This is a genomic window from Citrobacter sp. RHBSTW-00570, assembly GCF_013739755.1.
In the GTDB taxonomy this organism is placed as follows: Bacteria; Pseudomonadota; Gammaproteobacteria; order Enterobacterales; family Enterobacteriaceae; genus Citrobacter; species Citrobacter braakii.
Window position 1 is genome coordinate 51,303 of sequence record NZ_CP056400.1, and the last position, 16,116, is coordinate 67,418.

Sequence of the window (16,116 nt, forward strand, 5' to 3'; positions counted from 1 at the left end):
GCCTAGGGAGTATCTATGTTCGGTAAAACGCCAAGTCTGCAAATTCTCACCTTAAAACTCTGCATTATTCGGTAAAACCCTAATTTTGCCGAAAAAAAGCCGCCCCGAAGGACGGCTATAAACCTTTCAGTTTTGCCCGTTCAGGCTTTCACCTTCACAGACTCCGGCACCATTAAAGGAACCAGTTGATCAACTGCAATACAGCCGCAATTAAGGTCAGAATAGCGATAATCAGCTCAATCATTCCCCGCACCTCCATCTCTGTGGCGCGTAGGTTACTAGGCAATCCCCTTTCCTCTAATCCGCCCATCCGGTTATGCCATTCACTTAACCAAAAGAAGAATTTCACCTCGCTGTATGCCGGATGCCCGCGAAGCATCACAGGCTACAGAGCAGATAACCCGCCTTGAGCGGGTTTTCTGCTTTATGAGGCCGCCGCCAAGCGGTTTTTTTACGCCTCGTCAGGGCATTCGGTAAAACACCTATTCTCCTGAATCCCACTGGCCCCGCGCCGCTGCCGTGTGGAAATCCGCCCACCTTGCCGGGCGCCGCTGCCGTGTGGGAATCCGCCCACCTTGCCGGGCGCCGCTGCCGTGTGGGAATCCGCCCACCTTGCCGGGCGCCGCTGCCGTGTGGGAATCCGCCCACCTTGCCGGGCGCCGCTGCCGTGTGGGAATCGGCCCACCTTGCCGGGCGCCGGTGCCGTGTGGGGGTCGTCTCAGAATTCGGAAAATAAAGCACGCTAAGGCGTAGTCACCCCGTGACTCCCCCGCGCCGATGCAGCGAGCTTCGTTCCGTCTTGCAGTGACGCAATCAGCGGGCAGGAAACGTTCCCTTTCCGCGCATGGCAGGCGCACACCAGTTCAGACAGCACGGCCTCCATGCGTGCCAAGTCGGCCATCTTCTCGCGCACATCCTTGAGCTTGGGGTCGGTTCCGGCTGAGGGCGAAATGACACCCTAAGCTTTCGGTTCCTTGGGCCAAAGATATTCGCCAGTCAGTAGAATGTGCGCCCAGCCCAATGGGGATATGTGGGGAAGAAATTCAGGGGGAACATCCAACCCTTCGTTCCGCCGCTCCGTGACGGCATGACCAAGATGGACGGTATTCCAGTAAATGATCACCGCAGTCAATAAATTGAGCCCAGCGATTCGGTAGTGCTGCCCCTCTGTCGTGCGATCGCGAATTTCCCCCTGCCTCCCGATACGGAGCGCATTTTTGAGCGCATGGTGGGCCTCTCCCTTGTTAAGACCGATCTGAGCACGCCGCTGCATGTCCGTATCCAGGATCCACTCAATAATGAAAAGGGTCCGTTCAATACGACCAACTTCACGAAGCGCAACTGCAAGGTTGTTTTGTCGTGGGTAAGAAGCGAGCTTGCGCAGGAGTTGGCTGGGCCTGATTTTGCCAGCGGTCATCGTCGCGGCACAACGGAAAATATCAGGCCAGTTCGCAACGATAAGATCCTCCCGGGCTTTTCCACCTACCAACTTGCGTAACTCCCTGGGGGTCGTATCGGGATTAAATACGTACAACCGCTTCGATGGCAGATCCCTGATTCGCAGAACGAGATTGTAGCCGAGCAGGCTACTGGCTCCGAACAAATGGTCGGTGAATCCTGCTGTATCGGCATACTGTTCGCGAACATGGCGACCGACCTCGTTCATCAGTAGTCCATCGAGAATATACGGTGCCTCGCTCACGGTCGCCGGGATCGACTGACAAGCGAATGGCGCGAACTGGTCGCTTACGTGAGTATACGCTTTGAGGCCGGGAACAGAACCATATTTGGCATTGACCATGTTCATGACTTCGCCATGCCGCGCTGTCGGGAAAAACTGACCATCGCTCGATGCTGACGTGCCCATCCCCCAGACGCGTGACATCGGCAGTTTACCCTGCGCGGCCACCACAATTGCCAATGCCTGGTTCATGGCTTCGCTTTCAACATGCCAGCGGGCAAGGCGTGAGAGCTGCCAGTAATCATGCGTGTTTGTAGCTTCCGCCATCTTACGCAGGCCCAGATTGAGCCCTTCAGCGAGCAGGACGTTGAGCAGACCGATCCGGTCGCGACATGGAGCCCCGGTTCTCAGATGGGTAAACGCATCTGTGAAACCAAGGGCTGCATCAACTTCAAGCAGCATGTCGGTAATCCGAACGGACGGCATTCGGCGATACAGATCCAGTATGAGTGCCTCGGCACCATCCGGCACGTCTGCTGTCAACCTGTCGATCCGCAACGTTCCATCTTCTATGCTACCGTGCGGAATAGTGCCGTTACGGGCAGCCCGGGCCAGCCGCTTAAGAGCGATCGTGAGTCGCGCCTTTCTGTCTGCCAGCCAATCCTGTGGGTTGGAAGGCACGGCCAGTTTTGCATTTTCCTGCGCCGCGATCATCGGCACCAGTACCTGCTTGAGGTCACCATAGCGGCGCGAATGAGCGAGCCAGACATCTCCGGAACGAAAAGCATCCCGGAGGTGAAAGAGTACCGCCACTTCCCAAAGACGGGTATCTCCTTTTTCCTGAGCTCGTAAATGACGGTTCCATTTGGAGCTGGGCCGCAGGAAACGCCTTTCTGGCGATGCAACACCTTTCATCTCTCCGATCGACAAAGCTGCTGCTACCAATGGTCCGGCGACCGGCGCGGCTTCGAGCTTCAGACAGCGCAACATGCGGGGCGCATAACGACGAAAGCGATGGTATCCCTGCCCGACATATGCAAGAGGCTCATCGGCTAGCGTGTTGCTGAGTTGAGTCCCTGTCGCTACCAGTTGAGCGAGCCGGTCCCATGCAACCGAACTGGCGACAGCCATCTCCAGCGGGGTTCCGTCACTGCGGGCCTCAAGCAACGAAGCTCCCAGCGCGGTGAAGGTACGGATCGTATCCGTGAGTGTGGCTTTAGAGCCGGAAATTGTTTCGTCATGCTGGCGCTTCGCTTCCCGCCAGGTTTTTCCTACGATCCTGTCATGGGTTTCGACTATGGCATCAGCAATCGCCGCTTCCCACTCCACAACACAGACGGCAAGGATCGCCCAGCGGCGGTCCGAAGTGATGTCACGCAAACCGTCGGTGAAGTAGCGTTCACCCTGCCGACGCAGCCGGGCAATGCGATGGGCAGGTATGCTGGCCAAAGCACTATGATTGATATTCAGGGTACGCAGAAATTCGAGCCTGTCGAGCAAACGGTTAGCAGCAGCCGAGTTGTTACCAACCTCGAAGTTGCGAAGCCAGATGAAACGACTGATATTGCCGGCGAGCATTTCACTCAGAAGTTTGTCCAGGTGATCGCGAACATCCGCTGTTAAATTTTCCGCAATCCGCGTTTCAATCCGCCGCTCAGCGGCGACCAGAGCATCCGCGCACAAGCGCTCGATTGTCGATACTGCGGGCAGAATGGTGGAAGTTTCCCGACACCGCACAATAAAACGATGAGCAAGATCCTCGTTTGATCTGGCATCTTCGGCCTGGCCGAAAGTCCACTCCCGCAGATCACGGGCACCACGGCCCGTGAAGGTCTTGTAGCCGTAAATTTCGCGCAGCGTGTCCATGTGCTGCTGACGGGTTTGGCGCCGTGTGGCATAAGTGAGAAGCGCATCAGCCGGAACTCCAAGCTGAGCACCGACGAAGGAAAGGACTTCACGCGGGATCATCTCACCAGGAGCCAGTGCACGGCCCGGATATCGTAAGGCACAAAGTTGCAGGGCAAAGCCAATCCTGTTTTCCGGTCTGCGGCGCTGCCTAATGTTTTCCAGGTCATCATCGCCCAGCGTGTAGAACTTCAGTAGCGACAGTTCGTCCGTGGGCAGATCGAACAGCGCTGCTCGCTGCCGTTCGGTGAAAATATGGCGTCGTGACATACAAATTCGTCCCTTTTGAAGTATAGTCTGTTTTGGACAACAGCCAGCCCATATAAATCAGGGCGTTCCGATACAAAAATCCAGGAGGGTTCAATTGGGACATCGTGCCGCCATTTACTGCCGGGTTTCAACAGCGGATCAGTCTTGTGAACGCCAGGAATTTGATCTGCGAGCCTTCGCCGGCCGTGCCGGCTACGACGTGGTGGGAATATTTAAGGAAACAGGTTCAGGAACTAAACTCGACCGGGCCGAGCGAAAGAAAGTCCTGGCGCTTGCCCAGTCCAGACAAATTGATGCAATCCTGGTCACTGAGCTTTCCCGGTGGGGGCGCTCGACGCTCGATCTGCTCAATACGCTACGTGAACTGGAGAACTGGAAGGTTTCCGTGATAGCCATGAATGGAATGGCGTTCGATCTTTCGTCGCCGTATGGACGAATGCTGGCGACGTTTCTTTCCGGCATTGCGGAGTTTGAGCGGGATCTCATCAGCGAGCGGGTCAAGTCAGGCCTTGCTGTTGCGAAGGCACGTGGTAAGAGGCTTGGTCGTCAGGCCGGAGTGCGACCAAAATCAGACCGACTTTTGCCTAAGGTGGTTGCGATGAGGGCCGAGGGACGCAGCTATCGCTGGATCGCACGCGAGCTCGGTATCAGCAAGAATACCGTCGCTGACATCGTGCAACGACACAGAGCTAACGCTTAGGGTGTCATTTCGCCCTCAGCCGGAACCGACCCCTTATGCTACATAAGTTTGCGGTAATGGTGCCAACTTACTGATTTAGTGTATGATGGTGTTTTTGAGGTGCTCCAGTGGCTTCTGTTTCTATCAGCTGTCCCTCCTGTTCAGCTACTGAAGGCGTGGTGCGTAACGGTAAAAGCACTGCCGGACATCAGCGCTATCTCTGCTCTCACTGCCGTAAAACATGGCAGCTACAGTTCACTTACACCGCCTCTCAGCCCGGTACACACCAGAAAATTATTGATATGGCCATGAATGGCGTCGGATGTCGCGCCAGTGCACGCATTATGGGGTCCGCTTGGAAAACGGAAATTTTCCTACGTTAAGCGTTTTGAGCTTAACGAGTGATTTCGTTCCATTGGGGTCAGTTTGGATATAGAGAATTATTGTACGGTAAGCCTGTTTTTTGAACAGACTTACCTATAGCAATAGGGTGTACTCCCGCGCTATACAGCGTTTTCAGGGGATTTTGTCTTAATCGGATAACCTAAATGCGATACAGCAAGAGCGACAACCTAAAAGCGATAGCCACTGACGATAAATCAATCACTTACGCATCCGAATTGGTTGAATAATGTGCTTAACGTACAAAAATTTCCGATCTCCAAACTGACCCCTAATAGGAGCAGCTGCAATGAATATCGTCGGCCCTGGCGGCCTGTTCCTTTATGCGGCGGCGTTGCTCACGCTCCTGGCAGTGCTGGCCATCGCCCGCAGGCAGCCGAGGCGCGCCAACCAGGCCAAGGCGGCCCCCCGTTCTCCGAGCACGCCGATGATAACCGGATCTCTCGATACGATGATATGCATGGAGAAGCGGGCGCAGGGCGTGCGGGATTAGCGCGGCACGGCGCCTGCACGAACCGCGGGGTCAGGCGATGATAGCTGTTACGCGAATTTCGATACGCATGGTTGGAAGCCCCAGCGCTTCGATTCCCAACTGCGTCCAGATTGGAGCGCGGTCGGGCATGTAGTGGCGATACAGCTTGGCCATTGTTTCGTTGATCACGGGAGGGAATCCACCGACGTGATAGGAATTGACGTGGACCACATGCGGCCAGCGTGCTCCGGCGGTCGCGAGCGTCCGTTCCACGTTCTTGAACGCCTGCTCGATCTCTTCCTCAATCGACTCCGGAATGACGAGATCGTCGTTCCATCCGCCCTGTCCGGAGATCTCCACGCGGTCACCAATGCGCATTGCCTGAGAATAATGAAGCGCGTCATGCAGGCGCGTCCCGTATCCGGGGGTGATGAAGAATGAAGGTGTTGTCATGAGTTTGCCTTTGATGAGCCAGGTCAATGCGGCTGCAAGTGACCGTATGCATGCAGAAAGAGATGCAGGGCGTTCGGCACTAGCGCGCCGGCTGCGGTGGAGGGCTTTATTCCACGTCTTCTACGGTGAGGTCCCGGCCGTTGAACTGCACGGTCTCCCCGGCTCGGGCACCCTCGATCGCTTCGAAGATCGGCGCCATCGTGGAAATGCCCATGAGCTCACGCCCCTGACAGGTAAACTTGCTCGTTGACACCGCGATCACAAAGTGGCGGCCGGACAGCTTGACGACAGCGCCTTCGTTGACGGCCAACTTGGGGCCGAAATCGATCGTCCTGAGCTTTTCGAGTTTATTGGCGTAGTCATGGAGCGTGTCATCGAGCGCTTCAGCGAAGTCGCTCGCGACCTCGGCCTGAGCTAGTTCGTCGTTTTCGATCGGTTCGCTCCGATCGAGCCGAGCGGTAGAGACATAGTCCAGGTAGTTTTCGCGAGCGCTGTGCAACGCTGCTGTCTCCAGCAAGAGCATAGTTTCTCGTATGTGGTCCTTGTTCCAGTCCATAATCACCTCCTAATTTTCGATGTTCTTAAAGTTCAGCCTGCAGATGTGTGGGCCAGGATGGCCAGCCTTTCCGGCTAAGCGACACCGCTATTCGTCGCTGATGACGTCTTCGCCCTGGTATGGAACCCTGATCAGCCGAGGATCTCGAATGATGCTCGTGACGAGCCAGACATATTCCTGCTCGGCGGTATCGAAGCCGAGGATGCTGAAGGATTGGCCGAAAGGGCATGGCGGGAAGTCTGGAAAGCCCTCGCGCAGAACGTAACGCTCGGGATCGCTGTGAAACTCGCTCTTGTAGACTTTCCGTAGTCCGTGCTTGCTCGGCGCGTCCTGGTCACCTGCCGGTGCTGTTTCCCGATGCTCCACAAGGCGCTCGGACAAGTCGCGGGGGCAGATTTCGTGGAACACGTCGAAGGCGTCGATCAACAGGCCTTTATGCTCTGTCGCCGGATCGGTGATCGCGTAGATGTTGGAGGCATCTTCGCCGTCGTCCCCGCTCTCGAGGCGCAACGCCGCATCGACGCGAATGCTGCATGCATCGAGGGTTGACCCTAGTTCGAGATCGACGAGATTGCCGTCCTTGACGCGGTATTCGCGGTCATAGCCGTTGGCGATGAATGACTGGACTGCTTCTAGAACGTCGGTCACCTGGGAGGTCATGGAAGCACCTTCATCTTGAACTGGATTGGACACGCTCGCGCACAAAGCGCGCTGTGACTCGGCGGACGGAGAAGCTCGCGAAGTGCGTTACTCATAGCCACTTGGCCTTCTTGAAGCGCATGAACAGGAGAAGGCAGAACACCGCTATCACTCCGAGCACGACGAAGTAGCCATATGGCGTGTCCAGTTCCGGCATGTGCTTGAAGTTCATGCCATATATTCCGGCGATCGCCGTCGGGACCGTCAAGATCGCCGCCCAGGCCGCGAGCTGGCGAGTGACCACACCGATCCTTTGCGCTTCCAGAAGGCTGCTGGCCTCGAAGACCGTGGACAGGACAAGCAGGAGGCCGTCGACCATGGACTGCACGCGGTGGACATGGTCCGCGACGTCGTGGAAATATGGTGTCATTTCGGCGCTGATGCAGGGAAAGTGGCCGCGAACGAGCTTTCGCACCAGCTCGGCCATAGCCCCGAGCGTGCGCTGGAACCGCGTGAGTTCGGACCTTAGTTCGAAGATTCGCGCCACCTCTTCTGGCCCGAGGAAATCGTGCAGCGACCGTCGCTCCATCGCCAGGACGTCGTCCTCGATCATTTCGAAGATGGGCAGATACTGGTCGACCACTCGGTGCAAGATCGCGTGCAGCACATAGTCGACACCCTTGCCGAACTGCGTCGGCGATGCCTCGAGTTGCTCCCGAAGTTTGCCCAGCGCTCCGGCATTGCCGTGCCGCACGGTGATAAGGTGATTGTGACCGGTGAAGATCGCCATCTTGCCGTAGCTGATCCGGTCGCCGACCAGCTCGGCGGTCTGGGCGACGACGTACAACTCATCGTTGTAGACCTCGAGCTTGGGCGGGCACAGCGGGTGCATGGCGTTGTCGATCGCCAAAGGATGGAGGTTATACGTCGTCTGGATCGCGCTGAGTTCGTCTGCGGTGGGCTCGCTAAGCGCGATCCAGCAGAAGCCCGAGCGATTCTCGTTTAGTTCGACGTGCTCATCGAGCCTGATTTCACGGACTCGCTTACCTTCGTTGTAATAATATGCGGCGATAATGGTCATGCAGGCCTCGCAGGAATTCGCAGGCCACGCTGTACAGCCGGTCGCGCCAGCCCGCGTTCGAGCCATGCCTGCACGTTCGAATAGCTGCTTAGGCCGAGGATGTCGCCCGCTGCGTAGAATTCGACCAGCGCATTCACCCAGCCAAACGTCGCAATGTCCGCGATCGAGTAATCATCGACAATCCATTCGCGGCCCTCCAGCCGGTGATCCAGGACCCCGAGAAGACGCCTGGATTCATCAACAAAGCGCTGCCGAGGTCGCTTGTCCTCATAGTCCTTGCCGGCAAATCGCAGGAAAAAGCCTAGCTGTCCGAAGGTCGGCCCAACGCCCGACACCTGAAAGAACACCCAGGCCAGAGTCTCGTACCGCTGGGCGGGTGTTGTTGAGATGAGCTGCCCCGTCTTGTCGGCCAGATAGATGAGGATCGCACCGGTTTCCCATATGCCAATGGGCTGGCCGTCAGGGCCAGCCGGATCGATGATCGCGGGTATGCGGCCGTTGGGATTCAACGACACGAACGCTGGATCCTTCGACTCGTTGTTCGAGATGTCGACGAAGTGGGGCTCATACGGCAGGCCAGTCTCCTCCAGCATCATCGAGACCTTGACGCCGTTGGGCGTGGGGGCCGCGTATAGTTGCAAGCGATCCGGATAAGATGCTGGCCAGCGCTGCGTGATGGGAAAGGAGGAGAGGTCTGTCATATCTGGATCCTGGCACTGCGACGGCGGCTGAATGGAATGATCTGCTTCAAGGCCGGGTTCGACGACCGCGTCGATTGACGCGGTCGTCGGAGGTTGCGAACCGGATCGGCGCGGCACTAACGGCAGCGAAGCCTGTTCCGCTGCAGCCCCGGCCGCAGGGCTCACATCGCCGGCCTCATGCCGCTTTGGAAGAACCCAGTCGGGACGGACGAAGTGGCAGGTGTAGCCGCCCGGCCGCTTCTCCAGATAATCCTGGTGATCGGGCTCGGCCTCCCAGAACTCGCCGACCGGCTGGACCTCGGTCACCACTTTGCCATCCCACAGCCCCGAGGCATCCACATCGGCGATCGTATCCTCGGCGACGCGCTTCTGCTCCTCGTCGACATAATAGATGCCCGACCGGTAGGAGAGCCCACGATCATTGCCCTGGCGGTTCAGCGTCGTCGGATCGTGGATCTGGAAGAAGAATTCCAGGATGTGCCGGTAGCTCGTCACTGTCGGGTCGAAGACAATCTCGATCCCCTCGGCATGCGTGCCGTGATTACGATACGTGGCGTTCGGAATATCGCCGCCCGTGTAACCCACACGGGTCGAGATGATGCCGGGCCGCTTGCGGATCAGATCCTGCATGCCCCAGAAACATCCTCCTGCGAGAACAGCGCGCTGATGCATGTTAAGCCTCCTCTACTTGATCGAGATATTCACCGTATCCCTCGGACTCCATCTCGTCGCGCGGGATGAAGCGAAGGGACGCAGAGTTGATGCAGTAGCGCAGACCGCCGCGGTCGGAAGGACCGTCCGGGAAAACGTGGCCCAGATGGCTGTCGGCGTGTACCGACCTGACCTCCGTCCGGACCATGCCGTGTGCACTGTCCCGCACCTCGTTCACGTTTGCCGGAACGATCGGCTTGGTGAAGCTGGGCCAGCCAGTACCCGAATCGAACTTGTCCGTTGAAGCGAACAGCGGCTCTCCCGACACTATGTCGACGTAGATGCCAGGCTCCTTGTTGTCGTTGTGCTCACCCGTGAAGGGCCTTTCGGTCCCCGAATCCTGGGTAATCCGGCGTTGCTCGGGGGTCAGGCGGTCAACTGCTGCCTGTGACTTCTCAAACTTCATGATAGTCTCCAATAATTAATCTAGAGAGCTCGACACACTGTCATTTATCTTTGCAGTCATTGCGCCGACTATAGCAGTGCGCCCCAGATTTATCCAATACGCTGCGCGTATAGTTTCCATAGCGCCGAAGCTCTTCACGTCGTGATTCAGTTCCACTCATACCGGGCTGCCAGCTGCGCGATGTTCCGTATCTCGACCGTTGCCGTGGAGCCGGATACTGTCGCGATCACGACTTCGCGCTCCAAGACAAATCCGTCGATCGGCCGAGTGACGAGGCCTTGCACGGTCGGCGATCGTTCCGGAAGAATGCATATGGCGTGGCCGTCAGCGACGACCCGTTGCACCCAGTCCTCGCGATCTGATCGAAAGCGAGGTCGCATGAGCAAGTCCCGTCGCGCGAAGTGATCGAGGATCCGATCGCGAAACTCGCATTTCAGGCGATCGACGAAAGGAAACTCGAGCAGGTCTTCGCCGCGCACGATCTCGTTGGCAGCCAAGGGATGGTTTGCAGAACAGCCGAGCACGAAGCGCTCCCGAAATAGAGGATGCACATCCAGCTTGCGTTCCGGTCTTGTTTCACGCGGCATGATGCACGCGTGGTATTTTCCTGAAAGCACCTCCGATGTGTCCTCGTTCGACTGGAGCGAGTGCAGCTTGATTTCGATGGATGGCATCTCCGCCAATGCGCTCTCGAAGAATGCCGTAAATTCCTTTGGTCCGACGGTGGGCGCGACGGCGACATCCAGCACGCGGTGCCCCCCCATCGCCCAGTGCTCCGAGTGATTGCGAACGCTCTTCATCGCGACCACCATGCGCCGGAATTCTGCCTCGACGTCATGGCCAAGGCCAGTCAGGCGGCTGTTCTTCCCGTCGCGATAGATCAGCGGCCCGCCAAGCTCATCTTCCAAGCGGCGGATCGCGCGGGTCAGACTTGGCTGTGACACACCGCTCAAGCGAGCGGCCGCTGTGAAATTCAGCGTCTCGGCCAAGTTGATGAAATAGCTGACTTGATTGAGTTCCATAGTCCTTTGGCCCACGCGCCTGACTGATACCTCTTCCGTGAGACCGCCTTTGGAAAGCAGGTCGCAGAAGTATGCTTGGCGCATATAATCATGGTATAGGGGCTTGTCTATATGCGCCAGACATATAAATGATAGCCTGAGATGACGATTACCGGTTGGCGGTGCGCTCCGCTCAGCTCCGTCGAAGGTTCTGAGAGCGCAACCGCCAAGCCGCGTGCTGGAGGTTTGATGGACATGGCAGGAAGATCATTTACGTTTGTCAGTGGGGCTGGCTCTCCGCTGTCCGGGCACCTCGAACCGCCGGAAGGGACGCCGCGGGGCTGGGCGATCTTCGCCCACTGCTTCACGTGCGGGAAAGACAGTCGCGCCGCTGTTCACATCTCGCGCGCGCTGTCGCGTGCGGGCATCGGGGTCTTGAGGTTCGATTTCGCCGGGACCGGGATCGGCGGTGGGACGGGAGAACCTGTGAACTTCGCGTCGGACGTCGAGGACCTTCGGGCCGCCGCAAATGCGATGGCGGCGGCGGGCATGTCACCGTCCCTCCTCGTCGGGCACAGCCTGGGTGGCACCGCTGCGATCGTAGCCGCCGCCGACATGCCTGATATTGCGGCGGTAGCGACGATTGGTGCGCCGGCCGACCTTCAGCATATCTTGCGCCTCTTCGGACCGAATGATCTGGACACCATCGCGAGCGAGGGCGAGGCCTCGGTGGAGATTGCCGGTAGGCCCTTCCTCATTCGCCGAGGGTTCCTTGAGGCGGTTGAGGGGATCGACGTCGAGAAGGCCATTGCCTCCCTGCGACGGCCGGTGCTGGTCATGCACTCTCCGCTGGATCAGGTGGTCGGCATCGACCACGCGTCGCGCATCTTCGTCGCGTCCAGGCACCCTAAAAGCTTCATCTCGCTCGACAACGCGGATCACCTTCTCACCGACGTCGCGGACGCGAACTACGCCGCGGCCATGGTGGCGGTTTGGGCGAGCCGCTTTCTCCCACCACTCAGCGCGGATCTTCCGCAGATCGAGGTTGCGGAGGGCGTCGTCGCCACCGAAACTCTTGCAGGGACGTTCCAGCTCAAGGTCCGCAGCGGCGAGCACACTCTGTTCGCCGACGAGCCAGCATCGGTCGGTGGCCTCGGGACCGGACTATCTCCCTACGAACTCGTATCTGCCGGCCTCGCAGCCTGCACGGTGATGACGATGCGTCTCTATGCGAACCGCAAGGGCTTTCCGCTCGAACGGGCGAGCACGACCGTGCAGCACGAGAAGGTGCCGGACATGATGCCACCCGACCGGTTCACCCGCACCATTGTCCTCGATGGGCCGCTGAGTGATGATCAGGGGTCAGTTTGGAGATCGGAAATTTTTGTACGTTAAGCACATTATTCAACCAATTCGGATGCGTAAGTGATTGATTTATCGTCAGTGGCTATCGCTTTTAGGTTGTCGCTCTTGCTGTATCGCATTTAGGTTATCCGATTAAGACAAAATCCCCTGAAAACGCTGTATAGCGCGGGAGTACACCCTATTGCCATAGGTAAGTCTGTTCAAAAAACAGGCTTACCGTACAATAATTCTCTATATCCAAACTGACCCCAATGGAACGAAATCACTCGTTAAGCTCAAAACGCTTAACGTAGGAAAATTTCCGTTTTCCAAGCGGACCCCATAATGCGTGCACTGGCGCGACATCCGACGCCATTCATGGCCATATCAATAATTTTCTGGTGTGTACCGGGCTGAGAGGCGGTGTAAGTGAACTGTAGCTGCCATGTTTTACGGCAGTGAGAGCAGAGATAGCGCTGATGTCCGGCAGTGCTTTTACCGTTACGCACCACGCCTTCAGTAGCTGAACAGGAGGGACAGCTGATAGAAACAGAAGCCACTGGAGCACCTCAAAAACACCATCATACACTAAATCAGTAAGTTGGCACCATTACCGCAAACTTATGTAGCATAACGGCAGAAATACACCGGTTTAAAGAATTACTGATCTGGTTTTGCGAATACTGATATTGATGATACTAACGGCCCACCGGCCTGTTGAGGAACCTGTAAAACGGAAAGGCTCATTGAAGCCGTATATTTTCTGGAGGTTCATCAGGCGCGGAACTCATCAAGGCGCGGGAATAAAATCCCATTCAGACGCCGGATAGATTCAAGCAAGCCAACTTGTCGTCAAAATCGGTGTTGCAAAAACGGGAGTGACCATAGATTCCGTTTTCCAAGCGGCCCCCCTCCAGTCTCTTTATTGATCCTGAAAGATCGGAAAAAGGATCAAGGCGTAACAGGGAGGGGGCTACGCCATTAGTAATAGGGGGGTAACTTGTCTCAATAGATCTAGGCTGATTTAGCGGCCATTTGGCCATGACAAGTAATAGGGGAGGGAGTTGTCTCACTGCCTGATGGTTTGCCCAATCTGTACCATTTAGCGCGGCTCATTCCTAACACTTCCCACGGTTTCTGTTTAGTCAGTGAATTAGCTTCGTAAACATCACGCTCAACGGCTCCAGCAGCTCTGCGGCGTTCCTCGTCACGCTTTCTGTCTCGTGCGCGTCTACGCTCTAACGCTTCATTTTTAGAAATGATAGTTTTTAGCTGGCGTTGCTCTTCATCTGTAATTTGAAACAGGTTGATTAGAGTGTCATTTTTTGGCGTGTAGAGTGGTGAAAATTCCTTGCCCCCGAAAGATACCTTCTCACCGGCTTCATACTGCTTTGCTTTGCTGTACAGCGTCATTAACTCTTGTGAACGGTAAGACCATGCAGGGGAGATCTCCGTGGCCAGTGCGGCCGCTTCGTGATACATCTGCGTTGAATTTGTCGCCCCGGACAACAGCAAAAAATTAATACGCCAAAATAAATGACGCATCCTTTCCCCTTCCGCTAACCCGCCGCGCAGCTCGTCCAGCTTGCGCAAATCTTCAAGCCTATCCCATGCAAGCTGACGACCGCTAAAACCTCTGAGGTTGCTTTGTCGGCCTCCGGGCAGCAATTGAAGTTTCTGTTCTGCTTTTGTCTGGCGTTGCTTTTCAATATCCCAGCGAGCCACCGGCAATAACATTTCAGCAAGGTACTCGAAGTTATAACGGATTGGTGCGCCATCACGTTCTAGAACGCTTACTACACGGCAAATATTGCCGCTCTTAGTGTTAACCGTATTAACCAATCGTAAAACCCGGCTGGCGTCTTTAGCTGCGGGATCAGCCCCTAGCGAGGAAAGTTTAGATACTAAATGCTTTTGGCAAGCATTCCAGCGCGGTAGCGCGGCACGTGGCAAGGTTCCTTCAAGTAGCCATTTAGCCTGAATACCACGCCCGGAATAGACCATAAAGGAGGGTTCTGGTATGCCTTCTTGTTGACAGAAATAGTTGATTGCAGCGGCCAAAGCTTCAGGTGTTCTACCCTGCGCCCAACTCATCTTGTAGGTATCTATATCGACAAAAAGCAACCCCAAACGTAAGAGGTTTACTACACGCCGGTTAGGACGCATAAATTCAGCTTGGGTTATCCATGTATCGCGTGAGGTATCGACCATGCTAAGAACGGTGGCCATCTCACTTAATGGGTAAGAAGATTGGCGTTTACCCGTTGGCCACTGAGCCAGTACAGAAAAGAAACCATGCCGCCCGGAATTGTGATAGGTCTCCGCTTCGTCGGCTGGATTAAAAAGTGCCAGTTGTGATGTAGCCACGTCTACCCCTTAGACTTGCCAAGAGGCACAACACCGCTATAATAGAGGTGTTGTAACCCTTAGCCTATGTCAGGCAATAATAGTTGTGTTGCAGCCTGCCAGCTTTAGAACACAACTTTGAATTTTAAGCCCCGTTTGTTGACCTTCCCGCCAAGTCGGATCAGCATCGGGGTTTTACCTTTTTAGGCCGCCAGTAATTGAAAAGGGCGCGCCTTATCTATTCTGCTGCGGCGATCTTCTGAATGCAGTGCATCCCATAAATCGACTTTCTTCTGCAAATCCAACCAAAAATCAGGATTGTTACCAAAGACTTTTGCAAGGATGAGCGCGGAATCTATTGTTATGGCCACTTTTCCATGACAGAGCTGATTAACGTGCTTTCTCGTCCATCCGGTATAGGGGTCTGAGGGCCAATGGAACGAAAACGTACGCTAAGGAAATAACCAATTGTTATAATTGATATTATTCATTCTTCTCTATGAACTGAAAGCCCGCACTAAGCAATGTTTTAGCCTCAAATGACTTTTTTACCTACCCAACTAACGTAACGATCGCACATCAGGTCGTTTTTCAACCGCATAGTGACACCTGCACTCACATGCGAGAAAACACATATGATTTTGACTTCTTGTTTTGGTGGAGAGACAATACCCATTCATAGCAGGAGTACATAATGCCAGAAATTGCATCCCTACAACTTTTCAAAATACTATCTGATGAAACCCGCCTGGGTATCGTGCTACTGCTCAGGGAGATGGGGGAGCTGTGCGTATGCGATCTCTGCACAGCGCTGGAACAATCACAACCCAAGACCTCCCGCCATCTGGCGATGCTTCGGGAAAGTGGCCTGTTGCTGGATCGCAAGCAGGGGAAATGGGTTCATTATCGCTTATCCCCGCATATTCCTTCCTGGGCTGCCCTGGTGATTGAGCAGGCCTGGTTAAGTCAACAGGACGACGTACAGGCCATCGCCCGTAAGCTGGCATCGGCCAACTGCTCTGGCAGCGGTAAGGCTGTTTGTATCTAAAAATTTTGCCTGTACATATATGTTTTTACGAATATGAGGTGTTAAAGATGAAAATGTTAACGGTGTTTGATCCGGCGATGTGCTGCAGTACCGGCGTTTGTGGTTCAGATGTCGATCAGGTTTTGGTCAATTTTTCTGCTGATGTGCAGTGGCTGAAAGGGCGTGGGGTTCAGATCGAACGTTATAACCTGGCGCAGCAGCCTATGAGCTTCGTTGAGAACGAAAAAGCGAAAGCATTCCTTGAGGCTTCTGGAGCTGAAGGGCTTCCGCTGCTGTTGCTTGATGGTGAAACGGTGATGGCCGGGCGATACCCAAAACGCGCTGAACTGGCTCGCTGGTTTGGTATACCGCTGGAAAAGGTGGGTTTAGCTTCCACCAGTTGCTGTGGTGGTAAAACTTCCTGTTGTTGAGTATGTCAGGA

Annotated in this window: 14 protein-coding genes and 5 pseudogenes; 6 read left to right on the top strand and 13 right to left on the bottom strand. The window is 55.6% G+C overall.

Features of this window, described 5'->3' with window-relative positions; all coding sequences use genetic code 11:
• Window positions 1–742: 742 nt before the first annotated feature.
• Window positions 743–943: pseudogene (locus tag HV237_RS24430) on the bottom strand (MerR family transcriptional regulator); the annotation flags it as partial.
• A 15-nt stretch (window positions 944–958) separates the two neighbouring features.
• Window positions 959–3,856, bottom strand: coding sequence for a Tn3-like element Tn5403 family transposase (locus HV237_RS24435; protein WP_023307208.1), 2,898 nt, complete (start codon window positions 3,854–3,856; stop codon window positions 959–961).
• Window positions 3,857–3,950: 94 nt separating this feature from the next.
• On the opposite strand from HV237_RS24435, the gene HV237_RS24440 reads away from it, so the two are divergent.
• The 3 genes and pseudogenes from HV237_RS24440 to HV237_RS24450 all read left to right on the top strand — a co-directional run bounded on the left by HV237_RS24440 (window position 3,951) and on the right by HV237_RS24450 (window position 5,430).
• Complete coding sequence (locus HV237_RS24440; RefSeq protein WP_000509966.1) at window positions 3,951–4,556, top strand: recombinase family protein; 606 nt, start codon at window positions 3,951–3,953, stop codon at window positions 4,554–4,556.
• A 107-nt stretch (window positions 4,557–4,663) separates the two neighbouring features.
• A pseudogene (locus HV237_RS24445) lies at window positions 4,664–4,885 on the top strand (IS1 family transposase); the annotation flags it as partial.
• A 341-nt stretch (window positions 4,886–5,226) separates the two neighbouring features.
• Complete coding sequence (locus HV237_RS24450) at window positions 5,227–5,430, top strand: hypothetical protein (RefSeq protein WP_223366821.1); 204 nt, start codon at window positions 5,227–5,229, stop codon at window positions 5,428–5,430.
• A gap of 30 nt (window positions 5,431–5,460) precedes the next feature.
• On the opposite strand, the gene HV237_RS24455 is transcribed toward HV237_RS24450, so the two are convergent.
• From HV237_RS24455 to HV237_RS24490, 8 genes and pseudogenes are all read right to left on the bottom strand, one after another.
• Entirely contained in the window at window positions 5,461–5,862 is a 402-nt protein-coding gene (locus HV237_RS24455) for a RidA family protein (RefSeq protein WP_004099044.1), read from the bottom strand.
• 106 nt (window positions 5,863–5,968) lie between these two features.
• Complete coding sequence (locus HV237_RS24460) at window positions 5,969–6,418, bottom strand: hypothetical protein (protein WP_004099042.1); 450 nt, start codon at window positions 6,416–6,418, stop codon at window positions 5,969–5,971.
• Between the two features lie 87 nt (window positions 6,419–6,505).
• Window positions 6,506–7,078 (bottom strand): hypothetical protein, encoded by a 573-nt coding sequence (locus HV237_RS24465; protein ID WP_047722653.1) that lies wholly within the window; start codon window positions 7,076–7,078, stop codon window positions 6,506–6,508.
• Between the two features lie 91 nt (window positions 7,079–7,169).
• Window positions 7,170–8,138: a magnesium and cobalt transport protein CorA gene (locus HV237_RS24470; RefSeq protein WP_002118270.1), complete on the bottom strand. Its 969-nt coding sequence runs from the start codon at window positions 8,136–8,138 to the stop codon at window positions 7,170–7,172.
• Complete coding sequence (locus tag HV237_RS24475; protein WP_004099038.1) at window positions 8,135–8,839, bottom strand: glutathione S-transferase N-terminal domain-containing protein; 705 nt, start codon at window positions 8,837–8,839, stop codon at window positions 8,135–8,137. Before HV237_RS24475 ends, HV237_RS24470 begins: the two co-directional genes overlap by 4 nt.
• Before the next feature lie 231 nt (window positions 8,840–9,070).
• A pseudogene (gene msrA, locus HV237_RS24480) lies at window positions 9,071–9,511 on the bottom strand (peptide-methionine (S)-S-oxide reductase MsrA); the annotation flags it as partial.
• A gap of 1 nt (window position 9,512) precedes the next feature.
• Complete coding sequence (gene msrB, locus HV237_RS24485; protein ID WP_004099035.1) at window positions 9,513–9,956, bottom strand: peptide-methionine (R)-S-oxide reductase MsrB; 444 nt, start codon at window positions 9,954–9,956, stop codon at window positions 9,513–9,515.
• 146 nt (window positions 9,957–10,102) lie between these two features.
• On the bottom strand, window positions 10,103–10,978 hold the full coding sequence (locus HV237_RS24490) for a LysR family transcriptional regulator (protein WP_011191349.1): 876 nt from the start codon (window positions 10,976–10,978) through the stop codon (window positions 10,103–10,105).
• Window positions 10,979–11,206: 228 nt separating this feature from the next.
• Between HV237_RS24490 and HV237_RS24495 the strand changes: the two genes are divergently transcribed.
• Complete coding sequence (locus HV237_RS24495; protein WP_231533165.1) at window positions 11,207–12,352, top strand: bifunctional alpha/beta hydrolase/OsmC family protein; 1,146 nt, start codon at window positions 11,207–11,209, stop codon at window positions 12,350–12,352.
• Window positions 12,353–12,639: 287 nt separating this feature from the next.
• Here HV237_RS24495 and HV237_RS24500 read toward each other — a convergent pair.
• The 3 genes and pseudogenes from HV237_RS24500 to HV237_RS24510 all read right to left on the bottom strand — a co-directional run.
• Window positions 12,640–12,861, bottom strand: a pseudogene (locus HV237_RS24500) (IS1 family transposase); the annotation flags it as partial.
• Between the two features lie 454 nt (window positions 12,862–13,315).
• Window positions 13,316–14,668, bottom strand: a complete 1,353-nt coding sequence (locus tag HV237_RS24505) for a hypothetical protein (protein ID WP_036983243.1) — start codon at window positions 14,666–14,668, stop codon at window positions 13,316–13,318.
• Window positions 14,669–14,850: 182 nt separating this feature from the next.
• Window positions 14,851–15,042: pseudogene (locus tag HV237_RS24510) on the bottom strand (HigA family addiction module antitoxin); the annotation flags it as partial.
• Window positions 15,043–15,341: 299 nt separating this feature from the next.
• On the opposite strand from HV237_RS24510, the gene arsR reads away from it, so the two are divergent.
• Window positions 15,342–15,695, top strand: coding sequence for an As(III)-sensing metalloregulatory transcriptional repressor ArsR (gene arsR, locus HV237_RS24515; protein ID WP_001114073.1), 354 nt, complete (start codon window positions 15,342–15,344; stop codon window positions 15,693–15,695).
• A 47-nt stretch (window positions 15,696–15,742) separates the two neighbouring features.
• Window positions 15,743–16,105 carry an arsenite efflux transporter metallochaperone ArsD gene (gene arsD / locus HV237_RS24520; RefSeq protein WP_000783215.1) on the top strand — a complete coding sequence of 121 codons (363 nt, stop codon included), beginning with the start codon at window positions 15,743–15,745 and terminating at the stop codon, window positions 16,103–16,105.
• The last annotated feature ends 11 nt before the right edge of the window (window positions 16,106–16,116 follow it).